The organism is Pseudomonas sp. DD1 (assembly GCF_044510355.1).
GTDB classification, from domain to species: domain Bacteria; phylum Pseudomonadota; class Gammaproteobacteria; order Pseudomonadales; family Pseudomonadaceae; genus Aquipseudomonas; species Aquipseudomonas shahriarae.
This window is the reverse complement of record NZ_MSAJ01000004.1, coordinates 36,927-50,776: the sequence shown is the minus strand read 5'-3', so window position 1 is coordinate 50,776 and position 13,850 is coordinate 36,927. Positions and strand designations below refer to the sequence as shown.

Annotated in this window: 16 protein-coding genes and 1 pseudogene; 6 read left to right on the top strand and 11 right to left on the bottom strand. The window is 59.5% G+C overall.

From position 1 onward, the window contains the following. The first annotated feature begins 65 nt into the window (after positions 1 to 65). The gene (gene fabA / locus PSFL_RS03315) at positions 66 to 581 is read left to right on the top strand and encodes a 3-hydroxyacyl-[acyl-carrier-protein] dehydratase FabA (protein WP_057958993.1); all 516 of its coding nucleotides are present in this window, start codon (positions 66 to 68) and stop codon (positions 579 to 581) included. An 11-nt stretch (positions 582 to 592) separates the two neighbouring features. Further along, entirely contained in the window at positions 593 to 1,813 is a 1,221-nt protein-coding gene (gene fabB / locus PSFL_RS03310; protein WP_057438874.1) for a beta-ketoacyl-ACP synthase I, read from the top strand. A 169-nt stretch (positions 1,814 to 1,982) separates the two neighbouring features. Here fabB and PSFL_RS03305 read toward each other — a convergent pair whose 3' ends face one another. From PSFL_RS03305 to PSFL_RS03290, 4 genes and pseudogenes are all read right to left on the bottom strand, one after another. Beyond that, positions 1,983 to 2,846, bottom strand: coding sequence for a methyl-accepting chemotaxis protein (locus PSFL_RS03305; protein WP_390897837.1), 864 nt, complete (start codon positions 2,844 to 2,846; stop codon positions 1,983 to 1,985). Then, a pseudogene (locus PSFL_RS03300) lies at positions 2,838 to 3,608 on the bottom strand (MCP four helix bundle domain-containing protein); the annotation flags it as partial. The gene PSFL_RS03305 and the pseudogene PSFL_RS03300, both read right to left, overlap by 9 nt. 139 nt (positions 3,609 to 3,747) lie before the next feature. Beyond that, positions 3,748 to 4,212, bottom strand: coding sequence for a DUF3859 domain-containing protein (locus PSFL_RS03295; protein WP_057438872.1), 465 nt, complete (start codon positions 4,210 to 4,212; stop codon positions 3,748 to 3,750). A 67-nt stretch (positions 4,213 to 4,279) separates the two neighbouring features. After that, positions 4,280 to 5,284: an amidohydrolase family protein gene (locus PSFL_RS03290; protein ID WP_170059816.1), complete on the bottom strand. Its 1,005-nt coding sequence runs from the start codon at positions 5,282 to 5,284 to the stop codon at positions 4,280 to 4,282. Positions 5,285 to 5,423: 139 nt separating this feature from the next. On the opposite strand from PSFL_RS03290, the gene PSFL_RS03285 reads away from it, so the two are divergent. Both PSFL_RS03285 and PSFL_RS03280 read left to right on the top strand, forming a co-directional pair. Continuing rightward, positions 5,424 to 5,840, top strand: coding sequence for an OsmC family protein (locus PSFL_RS03285; RefSeq protein ID WP_057438871.1), 417 nt, complete (start codon positions 5,424 to 5,426; stop codon positions 5,838 to 5,840). Positions 5,841 to 5,904: 64 nt separating this feature from the next. Continuing rightward, positions 5,905 to 6,771, top strand: coding sequence for a pirin family protein (locus tag PSFL_RS03280; protein WP_057438870.1), 867 nt, complete (start codon positions 5,905 to 5,907; stop codon positions 6,769 to 6,771). Positions 6,772 to 6,864: 93 nt separating this feature from the next. Here the strand turns inward: PSFL_RS03280 and PSFL_RS03275 are convergent, their stop codons facing one another. The 4 genes from PSFL_RS03275 to PSFL_RS03260 all read right to left on the bottom strand — a co-directional run bounded on the left by PSFL_RS03275 (position 6,865) and on the right by PSFL_RS03260 (position 10,592). After that, positions 6,865 to 7,593 carry a dienelactone hydrolase family protein gene (locus PSFL_RS03275; RefSeq protein ID WP_057958988.1) on the bottom strand — a complete coding sequence of 243 codons (729 nt, stop codon included), beginning with the start codon at positions 7,591 to 7,593 and terminating at the stop codon, positions 6,865 to 6,867. A gap of 67 nt (positions 7,594 to 7,660) precedes the next feature. Further along, positions 7,661 to 9,565, bottom strand: a complete 1,905-nt coding sequence (htpG, locus tag PSFL_RS03270) for a molecular chaperone HtpG (RefSeq protein WP_057438909.1) — start codon at positions 9,563 to 9,565, stop codon at positions 7,661 to 7,663. A gap of 89 nt (positions 9,566 to 9,654) precedes the next feature. Further along, entirely contained in the window at positions 9,655 to 10,119 is a 465-nt protein-coding gene (locus tag PSFL_RS03265) for a PaaI family thioesterase (protein WP_057958987.1), read from the bottom strand. Continuing rightward, complete coding sequence (locus tag PSFL_RS03260) at positions 10,116 to 10,592, bottom strand: PaaI family thioesterase (RefSeq protein ID WP_057438867.1); 477 nt, start codon at positions 10,590 to 10,592, stop codon at positions 10,116 to 10,118. Before PSFL_RS03260 ends, PSFL_RS03265 begins: the two co-directional genes overlap by 4 nt. A gap of 158 nt (positions 10,593 to 10,750) precedes the next feature. Between PSFL_RS03260 and PSFL_RS03255 the strand changes: the two genes are divergently transcribed. Beyond that, entirely contained in the window at positions 10,751 to 11,002 is a 252-nt protein-coding gene (locus PSFL_RS03255) for a hypothetical protein (protein ID WP_029292691.1), read from the top strand. 73 nt (positions 11,003 to 11,075) lie between these two features. On the opposite strand, the gene PSFL_RS03250 is transcribed toward PSFL_RS03255, so the two are convergent. Further along, complete coding sequence (locus PSFL_RS03250; protein ID WP_170059817.1) at positions 11,076 to 11,477, bottom strand: MAPEG family protein; 402 nt, start codon at positions 11,475 to 11,477, stop codon at positions 11,076 to 11,078. Continuing rightward, positions 11,474 to 12,214, bottom strand: coding sequence for a DUF599 domain-containing protein (locus PSFL_RS03245; protein WP_057958986.1), 741 nt, complete (start codon positions 12,212 to 12,214; stop codon positions 11,474 to 11,476). Before PSFL_RS03245 ends, PSFL_RS03250 begins: the two co-directional genes overlap by 4 nt. Before the next feature lie 96 nt (positions 12,215 to 12,310). Between PSFL_RS03245 and PSFL_RS03240 the strand changes: the two genes are divergently transcribed. After that, a complete protein-coding gene (locus tag PSFL_RS03240) occupies positions 12,311 to 12,472 on the top strand; it encodes a hypothetical protein (protein WP_170059818.1) in 162 nt (53 codons plus the stop codon). 8 nt (positions 12,473 to 12,480) lie between these two features. Here the strand turns inward: PSFL_RS03240 and brnQ are convergent, their stop codons facing one another. Further along, entirely contained in the window at positions 12,481 to 13,794 is a 1,314-nt protein-coding gene (gene brnQ, locus PSFL_RS03235) for a branched-chain amino acid transport system II carrier protein (protein ID WP_057444573.1), read from the bottom strand. Between the last annotated feature and the right edge of the window lie 56 nt (positions 13,795 to 13,850).

The following is a 13,850-nucleotide window of genomic DNA, read 5'->3' as shown; positions in this document are numbered from 1 at the left end:
AGCACGCTTCAGTCGGTCGGGAAGATTTACCCGGCCCTGCCGCATGGGATTATTGAGGAGCTCGCATGACCAAACAAAACGCCTTTACCCGGGAAGACCTGCTGCGCTGCAGTCGCGGTGAGCTGTTCGGCCCAGGTAACGCGCAACTGCCCGCCCCCAACATGCTGATGGTGGATCGCATCACCCTTATCAGCGAAGAGGGTGGCAAGTACGGCAAAGGTGAATTGGTCGCCGAGCTGGATATCACCCCGGACCTGTGGTTCTTCGCCTGCCATTTCGAAGGTGACCCGGTGATGCCGGGCTGCCTGGGCCTTGATGCCATGTGGCAGCTGGTCGGCTTTTTCCTCGGCTGGCAAGGCCTGCCAGGCCGCGGTCGTGCCCTGGGTTCGGGCGAAGTGAAGTTCTTTGGCCAGGTCCTGCCGACCGCCAAGAAAGTCACCTATAACATTCAAATCAAGCGCGTCCTCAAGGGCAAGCTGAACCTGGCCATCGCCGATGGTTCGGTGAGCGTCGACGGTCGCGAGATCTATACCGCCGAAGGCCTTCGCGTCGGCGTGTTCACTTCCACTGACAACTTTTAAGGGTTATCCGCATGCGCCGCGTCGTTATCACTGGTCTGGGCATCGTTTCGTGCCTGGGCAATGACAAAGAGACCGTCTCCGCTAACCTGCGTGCAAGTCGCCCTGGCATCCGCTTCAACCCGGAATATGCCGAAATGGGTCTGCGTAGCCAGGTTTCCGGCTCCATCGACCTTCCCCTCGAAGAACTGATTGATCGCAAGATCTATCGCTTCGTTGGCCATGCCGCAGCTTATGCCTACCTGGCCATGAAAGACGCGATTGCCGACTCCGGCCTGAGCGACGACCAGGTGTCCAACGTCCGCACCGGCCTGATCGCCGGCTCCGGCGGCGCGTCGACCTTGAACCAGATGGAAGCGCTGGACATCCTGCGCGAGAAAGGCGTCAAGCGCGTTGGCCCGTACCGCGTCACGCGGACCATGGGCAGCACCGTTTCCGCGTGCCTGGCCACGCCCTTCCAGATCAAGGGCGTGAACTACTCGATCTCCTCCGCCTGCGCCACCAGTGCTCACTGCATTGGTACTGCGGTCGAGCAGATCCAGTTGGGCAAGCAGGACATCGTGTTCGCCGGTGGCGGTGAAGAAGAGCACTGGAGCCAATCGTTCCTGTTCGACGCCATGGGTGCACTGTCCACCCAGTACAACGAAACCCCGGAAAAAGCCTCCCGTGCCTACGACGCCAAGCGTGACGGTTTCGTCATCGCCGGCGGTGGCGGCATGGTGGTGGTCGAGGAGCTGGAACACGCTCTGGCCCGTGGCGCGAAAATCTACGCGGAAATCGTCGGCTACGGCGCGACTTCCGACGGCTACGACATGGTCGCGCCAAGCGGCGAAGGTGCCATCCGCTGCATGCAGATGGCCATGGCCACCGTTGATACCCCAATCGACTACCTGAACACCCATGGCACCTCCACTCCGGTGGGCGATGCCAAGGAAATGGAAGGCGTGCGTGCGGTATTCGGCGACAAGGCTCCGGCCATCAGCTCCACCAAGAGCCTGTCGGGTCACTCCCTGGGCGCCGCAGGCGTTCACGAAGCGATCTACTGCCTGCTGATGATGGAAGGCAACTTCATGGCCGGCTCCGCCAACATCGACGAGCTGGACCCAGCCGTTGCCGATATGCCGATCCTGACCAAGACCCGTGAAGATGCCACCATCAACACGGTCATGAGCAACAGCTTCGGCTTCGGTGGCACCAATGCCACCCTGGTGCTCAAGCGCTGGCAGGGTAAGTAATACCCCGCAGGTTGTGCTTATGAAAACGCCCCGACTGGTTCGGGGCGTTTTTTATGGGGTGGGGTTAACTTTAGACCGCGTCGGCTTCATCGCAGGCAGGCCAGCTCCCACATTGATCGCATTCCAACTCGGTCGAGTGTGGGTTTGCCTGCGATGGCGGTCTTCAGCCCTACACCGAAAACCGCGCCACCATGGTGTTCAGATCCACCGCCAAGCGCGATAACTCCTGGCTCGCCGCACTGGTTTGATTCGCCCCTGCCGACGTCTGCATCGACAGGTCGCGGATGTTCATCAGGTTGCGATCCACCTCCCGCGCCACCGCTGCCTGCTGCTCCGAGGCGCTGGCAATCACCAGGTTGCGTTCGTTGATCAGGGTAAACGCCGAGGCAATCTCCTCCAACGCCGTGCCCGCTGACTTGGCAATCTCCAGGGTCGCACGCGCCCGGCCATTACTTTGTTGCATGGAACTGACCGCCTGATCGGTGCCCTGCTGAATCCCGCCGATCATCTGCTCGATTTCCTGGGTCGATTGCTGGGTGCGATGGGCCAAGGCCCGCACTTCATCGGCGACCACCGCAAAACCACGCCCGGCCTCGCCGGCCCGCGCCGCCTCGATCGCCGCATTCAACGCCAGCAGATTGGTCTGCTCGGCAATGGAGCGGATCACATCCAATACCTTGCTGATGCCGTACACCTTCTGCGCCAAGTCCTCGACCTGGGTGGCATTGGCGGTCACGTCGTCGGCCAGGGACTCAATCGACAGCACCGTCTGGTGTACCTGTTCGCGCCCGTGCTGGGCAATACGATCGGATTCGCGCGAGGCCTGTGAGGTAGCTACCGCGTTACTGGCCACCTCCTCCACCGCCGCCGTCATCTGGTTGACCGCCGTGGCGGCCTGTTCGATTTCCTGGCTTTGCTGGTGCAGGCCACGGGTGGCGTCTTCGGTGACCGAACTGAGCTCCTCGGAAGCGGAAGCCAGCTGGCTGGAGGACTGGGAAATACGCTGGATGGTCTCGCGCAGGTTTTCCTGCATGCTCTTGAGCGCCTGCTGCAGGCGCGCTGGCTCGTCCTTGCCGCTGACGGTGATCTCGCCGGTCAAGTCGCCGCTGGCCACCCCTTGGGCGACCCTCAGCGACTGCGCCAGTGGCGACACGATACTGCGGGTCAACAACACGGCCAGGCCGATGGTAATCAGCGCAGTCAGGGCAATCATGCCGATCACCCCTATTCGGGATTGACTGAACACTTGCTGGGCCAGTGCCGCCGCCTGATTGGCGCTGACCTTGTTGAGAGTGACCAGTTCGCCCAGGGTACCGGCCATGGTATCGGCCAGATGATTCATCTCGCCATTGACCACCTTGACCGCATCTTCCAACTGGTTCTGCCGGGACAACGCCATGACCTGCTCCTGGCGTTGCAGGTACTGTTGCTGCTCAACCTTGAAGCGGTCGAACAGTACCTGGTCCTCGGGCAGCACAATCAACGCTTCATACAGCAACTGCGCGGTGTGCAACTGCTTTTTGATTTCGAGGATTTTTTGCTCATTCTGCGCCACCGCCTGAGGGTCGCGATTGACCAGCAGGCGCAGGGTCAAAGCGCGTATGCGCAGCAGATCCTGACTCATTTCACCGGCCGCCATCACACTGGGCAGCCAGTTGGTTTCCACCTGGTCGGACTGCTCGCGCATATTGGCCATTTGCAGCAAGGCGAACCCGCCCAGCACAAACACCATCAACGCCAAAAATCCAAAACCCAAGCCTGCACGCGGAGCGATATTGAGACTTCTGATACTCATTGCGCTGATTCCTTTCAAGAGCGCTGCATCCACCTGCAGCGAGTTGCTCTTGAAAGGTATCGGCGTCTTCGGCTTTTTGCGTAAGACGAAAACGCGATATCAAAACGCCTTTATCTACTGAGTCTATTAGTGTAGCGATTCAGCGCACGGTAAAGCTCTTCTGGGTCAGCAGGCGATCACCCTGGAACACCATGAACCGCCACTCGCCCGGCACCACTTCGTGGCTTTCGGTGAACTCGTAGGCCATCACGTCCTGAGGCGCACCGGGCACCAGTTTCTGGGTCACTTCGAACTTGTCATGCCGCTGGCCATCAGCCGTGCGAATGCCTGGGGTGAAGTAGAGCAAGGTCAGCGGCGTGTCTTCGGCCACCTTGCCGAGCAACTGGTAACGCAGGCCAAACTTGGTCCCCAGCTTGGCCGGCACTACGGTGGTGGCCTGGATCTGCTCGTTGCTACGGCGCAACACGCGCTCGCCCGATTGCAGCTCGGCTTTCGGGCCTTCGAATACGCCGAATTCCACCGGGCCTTCGATACGGACTTCGGCACTGGCCAGGCCGCTGATCATCATCAATGCCGCCAGGGCGCTTAAACGGGTGAGGTGCATAGTGGGCTCCTTAAGTGAGATGGCGGGAGCTTATGACACCGGTATGACGGGACGATGACAAACCCGATCAACGCGCCTTGGGCAAAATCGCCAGGAAATTGTCCCGTGCGACTTTTCGCGCAACGTCTTCAGGCAAGGCATCGAGGAAGGGATTGAAGCTGCGCATCTCCTTACCCAACTTGTTGAACCGCCCTACTACATCAGACCCCAGCATAAAGCGCTCCGGGAAGCGCTCTACCAGCGCCAGCCATTGCAGACGGGGCTTTCCCGCCTCGTCCAGTAAATAAGGGGTGAGCACGCTCCAGGACAGGTCGATGTACAGGTTGGGATAAGCCTCCAGCATGCGGCTCAGGGTCGGCAACAGGAAGTCCAGCTGCGTCTGGTGCCGATGGATCTCCATGCTGGTGCCGGCATGGGCCCAGATAAACCGGGTATGCGGATGATTACGCAGTGGCCCTTCGATCTCCGCCAGGTACAAGGGGTTGCGCTCGCGCTTGGAGGTGATGTTGGAGTGCACCAGCACCGGCAGGTCATTCTCGGCGGCCAGGTGATAGATCCGCGTCATGGCCTCGTTATTGGCCCGAGGTGTGTCACCGGAGGTCAGCGCAGTCAGGTCATCGTGGCGGGTGAAGACTTCGCCAATGCCCTGCCACAGGCCCGGATACAGGTCGAGCATGCGCTGGATATGGGCCTCGGAGTTCTTGTCGTTGGGGTTGAAGCCGCTGAGGAACGGGTGGAAATGCTGGCGCTGTTCGGGGGCCAGCTTGCTGACGGCTGCGGCGACGATTACATCGGTGGCGCTATACCAGTAGGCATCCGCGTCATCTCCGGCGTAATAGCGTGGGCGCTTGGGTTCGTCTTCGTGCCACTTCTTCGCAACCGGGACGCCGGAAATCATCACATGCTCGATGCGATTATCGGCCATGGCCTTGAGCAGCTTGTCCATGCCGGCCGTCTCCTGGAAGAAGTCGACGTAATGCAGGTGCGCGTCGCTGTAGGCATAGTCGCGGGCTTGTACGGTAAGGCTGCTGGCGGCGAGCAACAGGGCAAGACTCAGGCGGGTCCAGGGCACGATACAACCTCAATAAGGGATTAGTCAGGTAGACCAGCGGCGGCCTGCCGGGGTTCAGCTGATAAAAACACGGAACACTCAGGTGCCAGCATGCTCTATAACTGCATGATCTTCATCCTGCCACCCTGTGAGGTTTACCATGCCTGTTATCGTTAATACGCTGAACACCGAGAACTTTCGCCATAGCGTCAACATCAATAACCATGAGCTGTTTACCGACCTGCCCAAGAGCCTGGGTGGCGACGACTCGGCGCCCTCGCCCCACGATTACTTCGACGCCGCGCTGGCCTCATGCAAGGCCCTGACCGTCAAACTGTATGCGCAGAAAAAGGACATCCCCCTGACCGGCGTGACCGTGGAAGTCACCCACGACAGCACCGAGGAGCAAAAGGGCAAGTACAAGCTCAACGTCAAGCTGACCCTCAAGGGCGTGCTCACCGATGAGCAACGCACCGAGCTGCATCGCGTGGCCGACAAATGCCCGGTGCATAAACTGATGACCACCGCCGAGATCAGCATCGAGACCAAACTCGCCGAAGGTGCGTTCAGCCAGTAACACCGATTCCCTGCCTGGCGGGTTATGCTCAAGCCCTACAAACCCGCTCAGACAGGGATGCTCCATGACCACCGTGACTGTGATCCGCCCGCGCGCCGAAGATGTCGAAGGCCAGCCCATCCTGCGCCCGCTGCCCTCGCGGGAATGCCGTAGCGTCGGGCCCTTCGTGTTTTTCGACCATATGCTCCAGACCCGCTATGCCCCTGGCAGCGGCATGAATATCCGCCAGCATCCGCATATTGGCTTGTCCACCCTCACCTACCTGTTTGAAGGCGAACTCCTGCACAAGGACAGCCTCGGCTCCGATCAAGTGGTACAGGCCGGTGACGTCAGCTGGATGACCGCCGGCAGCGCCATTGCCCACGTCGAACGCACGCCCGACGCGCTAAAGGCCAAGGGGTTCGATCTACATGGCCTGCAGGTGTGGCTGGCCTCGCCCAAGGCACACGAGCAAGGGCCGGGGCATTACAGCCATCACCCTGCCGCCAGCTTGCCGGTCAGTGACAACCTCGGGGTGGTGATCCGCATGATCGCCGGCAGTGGCTTTTGCCTGGAATCACCGGTGCCAGTGCTGTCACCGACGCTGTATGCCGAGGTCCATATGCAAACCGCCACCACCCTGCTGATTCCGGATGAGCATGTGGAGCGGGCAGTGTATGTGCTGGAAGGTGATGCGCAGCTCGAGGGCGAACCCGTGGAACCCCATAGCCTGGTGGTGCTGCCGGCGGGCCAGAGCATGGCGCTGTTTGCCGAGACCGACTGCCATCTGGTGGTCTTCGGCGGTGCGCCACTGGATGGGCCACGGCGGATCAACTGGAATTTTGTCGCCAGTGACCCGGCATTGATCGAACAGGCTCGCCAGCGCTGGGCGGCCGGGGATTGGCCGACAGTGCTGGGCGAGGCAGGGAGAATTGAGCTGCCTCTGAGATAGCTATCGCGGGCAAGCCCGCCCTCACACTTGGAATGCCCTCCAACATGTGGGAGCGGGCTTGCCCGCGATGGGGCCAACTCAGGCGCTAAATATTCAGCCCTTGAACACTTCATCCAACAAATTATGCATCGCCTGGAACGCTCGCCCAGCGGTCTTGGCGTCGTACATCATCTTGCCCGGCACATTCGCCTGCGGGTCAGTGAACGAATGCACCGCGCCACCGTAGCTCAGCAATTGCCAATCCACCCCGGCCGCGTTCATCTCGTCTTCAAAGGCAGGCAACTGCTCTTTGGGCACCAACGGGTCAGAAGCGCCATGCAGCACCAGCACCGAACCCTTGATGTTCTTCGCGTCTGCCGGGTTGGGCGTGTCGAGGGTGCCATGGAACGACACCGCCGCCTTCAGCGGCGCGCCGGTACGCGCCAGCTCCAGAGAGCAGCAACCGCCAAAGCAGAAGCCAAAGGTCGCCAGCTTCGAGGTATCGACAGCCGCTTCGGCCTGGCCTTGCAGTTGTTCAAGGGCCGCCTGCATGCGCTTGTTGAGCAGCCCACGGTCATTCTTCAACGGCATCATTGCCGCGCCAGCTTCATCACCGTTCGACGGGCGCACCTGTTGCCCGTATAGATCGGCGATCAACACCACATAGCCCTTGCCGGCCACGGCCTTGGCGATCTCTTCGGCGCCTGCGCTGACCCCCATCCAGTTCGGCGCCATCAACAGGCCCGGCAGTGGGCCCTGGTGGCTGGCATCGAAGGCCAGGCGGCTTTCATAAGACTGGCCATCAATCTGATAGACCACGGAACGCACGGTGACTTGGCTCATCATTTTCTCCGGTTGATATCCATGAAAACGAAAAACCCCGCCGAAGCGGGGTTTTCTTGCAGCGTTGTTAAACCGACAGTTCAACCAACAGCTTGTTCAGTCGGCGCACGTAGGCGGCCGGGTCTTTCAAGCTGTCCCCTGCGGCCAGGGCCGCCTGGTCGAAGAGGATGTGCGACAGGTCGCCAAAGCGCTCTTCACTCTGCTCGCCGTCGAGTTTCTCGATCAGCGGGTGAGCCGGGTTGAATTCGAAGATCGGCTTGGAATCCGGCACCTTCTGCCCGCTGGCTTCCAGGATCTGGCGCATTTGCATGCCCAGGTCCTGCTCGCCAATGGCCAGGATCGCCGGGGAGTCGGTCAGACGGTGGGAAACCCGCACTTCGCTGACAGCATCGCCCAGGGCGGTCTTGATGCGTTCAACCAGGCCTTCTTTGGACTTGGCCACTTCTTCAGCGGCTTTTTTGTCCTCTTCCGAATCCAGGTTACCCAGGTCCAGGTCACCACGGGCCACATCGACAAAGCTCTTGCCGTCGAAGTCGCTGAGGTAGCTCATCAGCCACTCGTCGATACGGTCGGTGAGCAGCAGCACTTCGATGCCTTTCTTGCGGAAGACTTCCAGGTGCGGGCTGTTCTTGACCTGGGCGTAGGTTTCGCCGGTCAGGTAATAAATCTTGTCCTGACCTTCCTTGGCGCGAGCCAGGTACTCGGCCAGAGACACCACCTGCTCGCCGTCTTCGCCTTGAGTCGAGGCAAAACGCAGCAGGCCGGCGATTTTTTCCTTGTTGGCGAAATCTTCAGCCGGGCCTTCTTTCATGACCTGGCCGAAGTTTTTCCAGAAGCCCTTGTACTGCTCAGGCTCGTTCTTCGCCAGTTTTTCCAGCATGTCGAGTACACGCTTGGTCAGCGCCGACTTCATGGAGTCGATGATCGGGTCTTTCTGCAGGATTTCCCGCGACACGTTCAGCGACAGGTCGTTGGAGTCGACCACGCCCTTGATAAAGCGCAGGTACAGCGGCAGGAAGGATTCCGCCTGATCCATCACGAACACGCGCTGCACGTAGAGCTTCAGGCCTTTGGGCGCTTCACGCTGGTACAGGTCGAACGGAGCACGGGCCGGTACGTAGAGCAGCGAGCTGTATTCCAGCTTGCCTTCGACCTTGTTGTGGCTCCAGCTCAGTGGGTTCTCGTAGTCGTGGGCGATGTGCTTGTAGAACTCCTGGTATTCCTCGTCCTTGACCTCGGTACGCGGACGGGTCCACAGGGCGCTGGCGCGGTTGACCACTTCCCATTCCTGGGCTGGAGCCTCCTCGCCTTCGGCCGCCGCTTGTTCTTTCGGCAGTTCGATCGGCAGCGCGATATGGTCGGAGTACTTCTTGATGATATTGCGCAGGCGCCAGCCATCGGCGAATTCGTCTTCACCGGACTTGAGGTGCAGCACGATGCGGGTACCGCGGTCGGCCTTGTCGACGGTGGCGATTTCGAATTCGCCCTCGCCCTTGGAGGCCCAGTGCACGCCTTCGCTGGCGTCGAGGCCGGCGCGGCGGCTGAACACTTCAACTTTGTCGGCGACGATAAAGGCCGAGTAGAAGCCCACGCCGAACTGGCCGATCAGGTGCGAATCTTTCTTCTGGTCGCCCGACAGGTTCTTCATGAAATCGGCGGTGCCGGATTTGGCGATAGTGCCCAAATGGGTAATCGCATCTTCACGGCTCATGCCGATGCCGTTGTCTTCGAGGGTGACGGTCTTGGCGTCCTTGTCGAAGCTCACACGGATTTTCAGTTCCGCGCCACCTTCCAGCAACTCAGGCTTGGACAGGGCTTCGAAACGTAATTTGTCGACAGCGTCAGAGGCGTTCGAGATCAATTCGCGAAGGAAGATTTCCTTGTTGGAATACAGCGAATGGATCATGAGGTGCAGCAGCTGCTTCACCTCGGTCTGGAAGCCCAGGGTTTCCTTTTGAGTTTCCACACTCATGGTCATCAAACTCCAATTGGATGGCAGTGGCCGCACCCGAAAGGGTTAGCGGCGGGTTGTCATCAAAGTTGGGGGCTAAGACCAGGATTTCAAGGGCGGGCCTGCTCCTGAATCTTGAAATGCGCGCGAGCGGTCGCGATAGGTTCGGCCGGGGTGCTTTGCCAGGCAGTGATTGCGACATTGGCCACCCGCCGTCCCTGGCGCCACACCTGGCAGGTGGCAAAGGTGTCGCGAAACTGCCCGGCCCGCAGGTAATCCAGGGAAAAATCGACGATCTTGGGCAAGCCTTTTTCAACCCCTGGGGTGCCCGTGGCCACCCATAGATGAAAGGCTGCCGACAGCTCCATAAAGCCTGCGATCACACCGCCATGGATGGCCGGCAATATCGGGTTACCAATATTGTCCTTGTTGGCCGGCATGCGAAACAGCAACTCATCCCCCAGGCGCGTGCATTCAACACCGATCAGCCTGGCGTAGGGGATCAGTTCGAGCAGCGCCTTATAGTCGCCCCGGTGATGGGCCTGTTGCATGCGGGTCTTGAATTGATGGGTCATGCCTGTTCTCCCTTGATGCTGCTGCCCAGTCCTTTGGTGCCCTTCAGGCGTTTGCCCATGCGCATGAACGTGCCCACCACATGGGCAATCGGCTGCTGGGGGTCATCCTGATAAGCGAAGCCACGGGTGAAAATCACATCGGTGGTCACCCGATAGCATTGGGCAAAGCCGAACACCGCCTTGTGCGGCTCGGCCGGGTGCATGTAGTCGATACGCAGATCCAGGGTCGGGCAGACTTCAAATTCCGGGAGTACGCACAGAGTGGCCATGCCACAGGCCGTGTCCATCAGGGAGGTCAGGGCGCCGCCATGGATAATCCCGGTTTGCGGGTCACCGACAATCTGCGCGCTATAGGGCAAGAGCAAAGTCATGCCCTGGGGGCTCGCATCATGTACTTGGATGCCCAGGACCTGACAGTGACGCAGGGCCGAAACAAAACGTGCAGCACGCTCTAAAAGGGGGCTATCGGTCATTGGATAAAGACTCTTATTAGTAGTGATCCGGCGAAACAAATACCCCGGAAGAAAGTTCCTTAGCGAAACAGCCTATATATCTGTGGGATTAAAGGAACTAATGCGTGCACCCCATGCTCGAAAGGCCAGTAGATATCTTCAATAAGGAGAAACACCCCATGCGCAAGACTTTCGCTGTTTCCTTGATGTTGGCTGCCGCCCTTGGCCTCGCTGCCTGCGATAAAAAATCCGAGGACAAAGCTCAGGATGCCAACCAGCATGCTGAACAAGCTCAAGAAAAAATGAGCGAAGCTCAGGATAAAGTGAACGACGCTGCAAAAGAAAACGCCGAAGCCGCCAAAGCCCAAGCTGAATCTGACGCCGCCGCCGCTAAAGAAGCTGCTCCAGCTACACCTGCAACCGGTTCCTGATACCGTGGTTTAAATACCACGTTGCAAAAGAAAGCCCGCTTAATAGCGGGCTTTACTTTGTGCGGAGCTTTTATCAAATCAGCAAAGTGCGAAATGTCGGACTAAGCATCAACAACAGTGAACACAGTAACCCCACCACCCACACCAGGCTGCGCTGCCATGCCAAGTCGGCCCAGTAGCACGCAAGATAGACTACCCGCGCAATCACAAAGATGATCGCCAGCCAATCAATCAGGTAGCCCTGGGTCTGAGTGGTATGGGCCATCAATACACCCACTGCAAACAAGATAAACGCTTCAAAACTGTTTTGATGAGCGGCCACTGCCCGTGCGCCGAAGCCGGTCAATTGCGCTTGCTGGCTGCGGGGAAGGTGGTTGTCATACCCGCCCTTCTCTTTCATGGCCTTGCCCACGGGCATGCGCGCCACAAAAATCAGCAGTGCACTGATGAATACACACCAGAACGGAATACTCACGATGTTGCCTCCTTGGTCGCTTCAGGCATCGGTGCCTCTGTAGGGGTATAGACCATGACCTCCAGAACGTCGGAATGAAATTCCCGGCGATACAACACCAGCACCACCCCGCTGCTCATCAGCATGAACAGCCAGGGGCTGACAAACCAGGCAAGCATGGTCATGCCGAAGTAATAGGAACGCAGGCCGAAGTTGAACTGGTTGGCGGCCATCGAAATCACCCGCGCAGCCCGTGAGGCAAACGCCTTGCGCTCCTGCTCGGAGACGTGGCGTTCACCGACCATCGGCGCCGAGCCAATCAGGATCGCCGCGAAGTTGTACTGGCGCATGCACCAACTAAAAGTAAAGAACGCATAGACAAACACCAGGGCCAGGCACAGCAGCTTGATCTCCGACATACCCTGGGACGCCTGCTGCACCATGGGAATGTCCGCCAGCAGCGAGACCGCGCGCTCCGAAGCCCCCAGCACGGTAAGGATACCGGCGAGGATGATCAGGGTGCTGGAGGCGAAAAACGAGGCGTTGCGTTCCAGGTTGCCAATCACGCTGGCATCGGCGATGCGGTTGTCGCGCAGGAGCATGCGGCGCATCCAGTCTTCGCGATACAGGTGCAGCACACTGGCCAGGCAGGCCGTGTCCCGGGCTTTCCAGCTGGCGTAGCGGGTGTAGCCGCCCCAGCAGATGACGAACCACAGTGCAGCAAGCAAGTGAATCAGGTTGGCTTCGACAAATGACATGCGGGTCCTCTAAACAAATGGGGCTGGCTAACTCGGCCAATGTAGAAGCTGGCTTGCCTGCGAAAGCGGTGGATCAGTCGGCCTGATACCGACTGAATGGACGCCATCGCAGGCAAACCGGCCCCCACACTGACCGTGCTCCTGATCTGGAAAATTCATCACCCTTTCGACGTTAGCCCACAAAAAAAGGCACTGCCCACCGCCCATAAAAAATGCCCCGGATCGTTTGATACGGGGCATTTCGATGTCAGCGTGTGACAAGCGCTTTAAGCGATGGCTTCGCTGCGCTTGCCGAGCATACGGTCAACCCCGAATGCAGCCACCAGAGTAATCACACAAGGCACCAGCCAGGCCAGGCCTTGCTCGCTCAATGGCAGGTTAGCCATTTGCGCAGGCATCCAACCCGCCAGCCCCGCACCCTTAAGGGCGTCGATGGTGCCAAAGATAAACGACACCAACATCACCGGACCCAGGATGCGGCCATGCTCATGCCAGAAGTCTTTGCAGAAGCTCAGCGCCACCAGCACGATGCACGGCGGGTAGATGGCGGTCAGTACCGGGATCGAGAACGCGATCAGCTTGGTCAGGCCCAGGTTAGAGACCAGCAGCGAAAACGCAGCAAGGATCACCACCAGAGTCTTGTAGGACAGTGGCAATACCCGGCTGAAGTACTCGGCGCAGGCACAGGTCAGGCCCACGGCGGTGACCAGGCACGCCAGGGAGATCAGTACCGCGAGGAAACCGCTGCCCAGGGAGCCAAAGGTGTGTTGAACATAGGCGTGCAACACGGCTGCGCCGTTGGCTGCACCGGCGGCCACTTCATGGCTGCCCGAACCGAGGCGGAACAGGCTGATGTACACCAGCGCCAGGCCCAGGCCGGCAATCAGCCCGGCAATGATCGCGTAGCGGGTGATCAACTGCGGCGACTCGACACCACGGGAGCGGATAGCGTTGACGATCACGATGCCAAACACCAGCGCGCCCAGGGTATCCATGGTCAGGTAACCATTGATAAAGCCCTGGGAGAACGGTGCGGCGACGTACTCAGGCGTAGCAACGCCGATATCACCCGCAGGCAGAGCAAAGGCAGCGATACCCAGGACCGCCAGCGCAATGATTTTCAGCGGCGCGAGAAAACGGCCGACGGTATCCAACAGGCGCCCTGGGTACAGGGAGATGAAGAACACCAGCAGGAAGTACACCGAGCTGTAGAGGAACAGTGCCAGCGGGCTTTCGCCGGTCAATGGCGCCAGGCCGACTTCAAACGACACCGTCGCGGTACGCGGGGTGGCGAACAATGGCCCGACTGCCAGGTAGCACGCGGCAGCCAGGATGCCACCGGCGACCTTGCCGATAGGGCTGCTCAACGCGTCCATGCCACCGCCGACCTTGGCCAGGGCGATGACCGTAACCACCGGCAGACCGACTGCGGTGATCAGGAAACCCAGCGCCGCCATCCAGACATGCGGCCCGGACTGCAAACCAACGATAGGCGGGAAGATGATGTTGCCGGCGCCCACGAACAGGGCAAAAGTCATAAAGCCCAACGCCAGGATATCCTGGCCTTTCAACACTTTCATTTGAGGAAATACCACACTACTGAATCGGAATTTAGAGGGGGATTCCCTATGGATGA

Coding starts and splice junctions, on each gene's coding strand:
- fabA (WP_057958993.1), top strand. CDS start 66: ATGACCAAACAAAACGCCTTTACCCGGGAAGACCTGCTGCGCTGCAGT.
- fabB (WP_057438874.1), top strand. CDS start 593: ATGCGCCGCGTCGTTATCACTGGTCTGGGCATCGTTTCGTGCCTGGGC.
- PSFL_RS03305 (WP_390897837.1), bottom strand. CDS start 2,846: ATGCAGGAAAACCTGCGCGAGACCATCCAGCGTATTTCCCAGTCCTCC.
- PSFL_RS03295 (WP_057438872.1), bottom strand. CDS start 4,212: ATGCACCTCACCCGTTTAAGCGCCCTGGCGGCATTGATGATGATCAGC.
- PSFL_RS03285 (WP_057438871.1), top strand. CDS start 5,424: ATGCCTGTTATCGTTAATACGCTGAACACCGAGAACTTTCGCCATAGC.
- PSFL_RS03280 (WP_057438870.1), top strand. CDS start 5,905: ATGACCACCGTGACTGTGATCCGCCCGCGCGCCGAAGATGTCGAAGGC.
- PSFL_RS03275 (WP_057958988.1), bottom strand. CDS start 7,593: ATGAGCCAAGTCACCGTGCGTTCCGTGGTCTATCAGATTGATGGCCAG.
- htpG (WP_057438909.1), bottom strand. CDS start 9,565: ATGAGTGTGGAAACTCAAAAGGAAACCCTGGGCTTCCAGACCGAGGTG.
- PSFL_RS03265 (WP_057958987.1), bottom strand. CDS start 10,119: ATGACCCATCAATTCAAGACCCGCATGCAACAGGCCCATCACCGGGGC.
- PSFL_RS03260 (WP_057438867.1), bottom strand. CDS start 10,592: ATGACCGATAGCCCCCTTTTAGAGCGTGCTGCACGTTTTGTTTCGGCC.
- PSFL_RS03255 (WP_029292691.1), top strand. CDS start 10,751: ATGCGCAAGACTTTCGCTGTTTCCTTGATGTTGGCTGCCGCCCTTGGC.
- PSFL_RS03245 (WP_057958986.1), bottom strand. CDS start 12,214: ATGTCATTTGTCGAAGCCAACCTGATTCACTTGCTTGCTGCACTGTGG.
- PSFL_RS03240 (WP_170059818.1), top strand. CDS start 12,311: ATGGACGCCATCGCAGGCAAACCGGCCCCCACACTGACCGTGCTCCTG.
- brnQ (WP_057444573.1), bottom strand. CDS start 13,794: ATGAAAGTGTTGAAAGGCCAGGATATCCTGGCGTTGGGCTTTATGACT.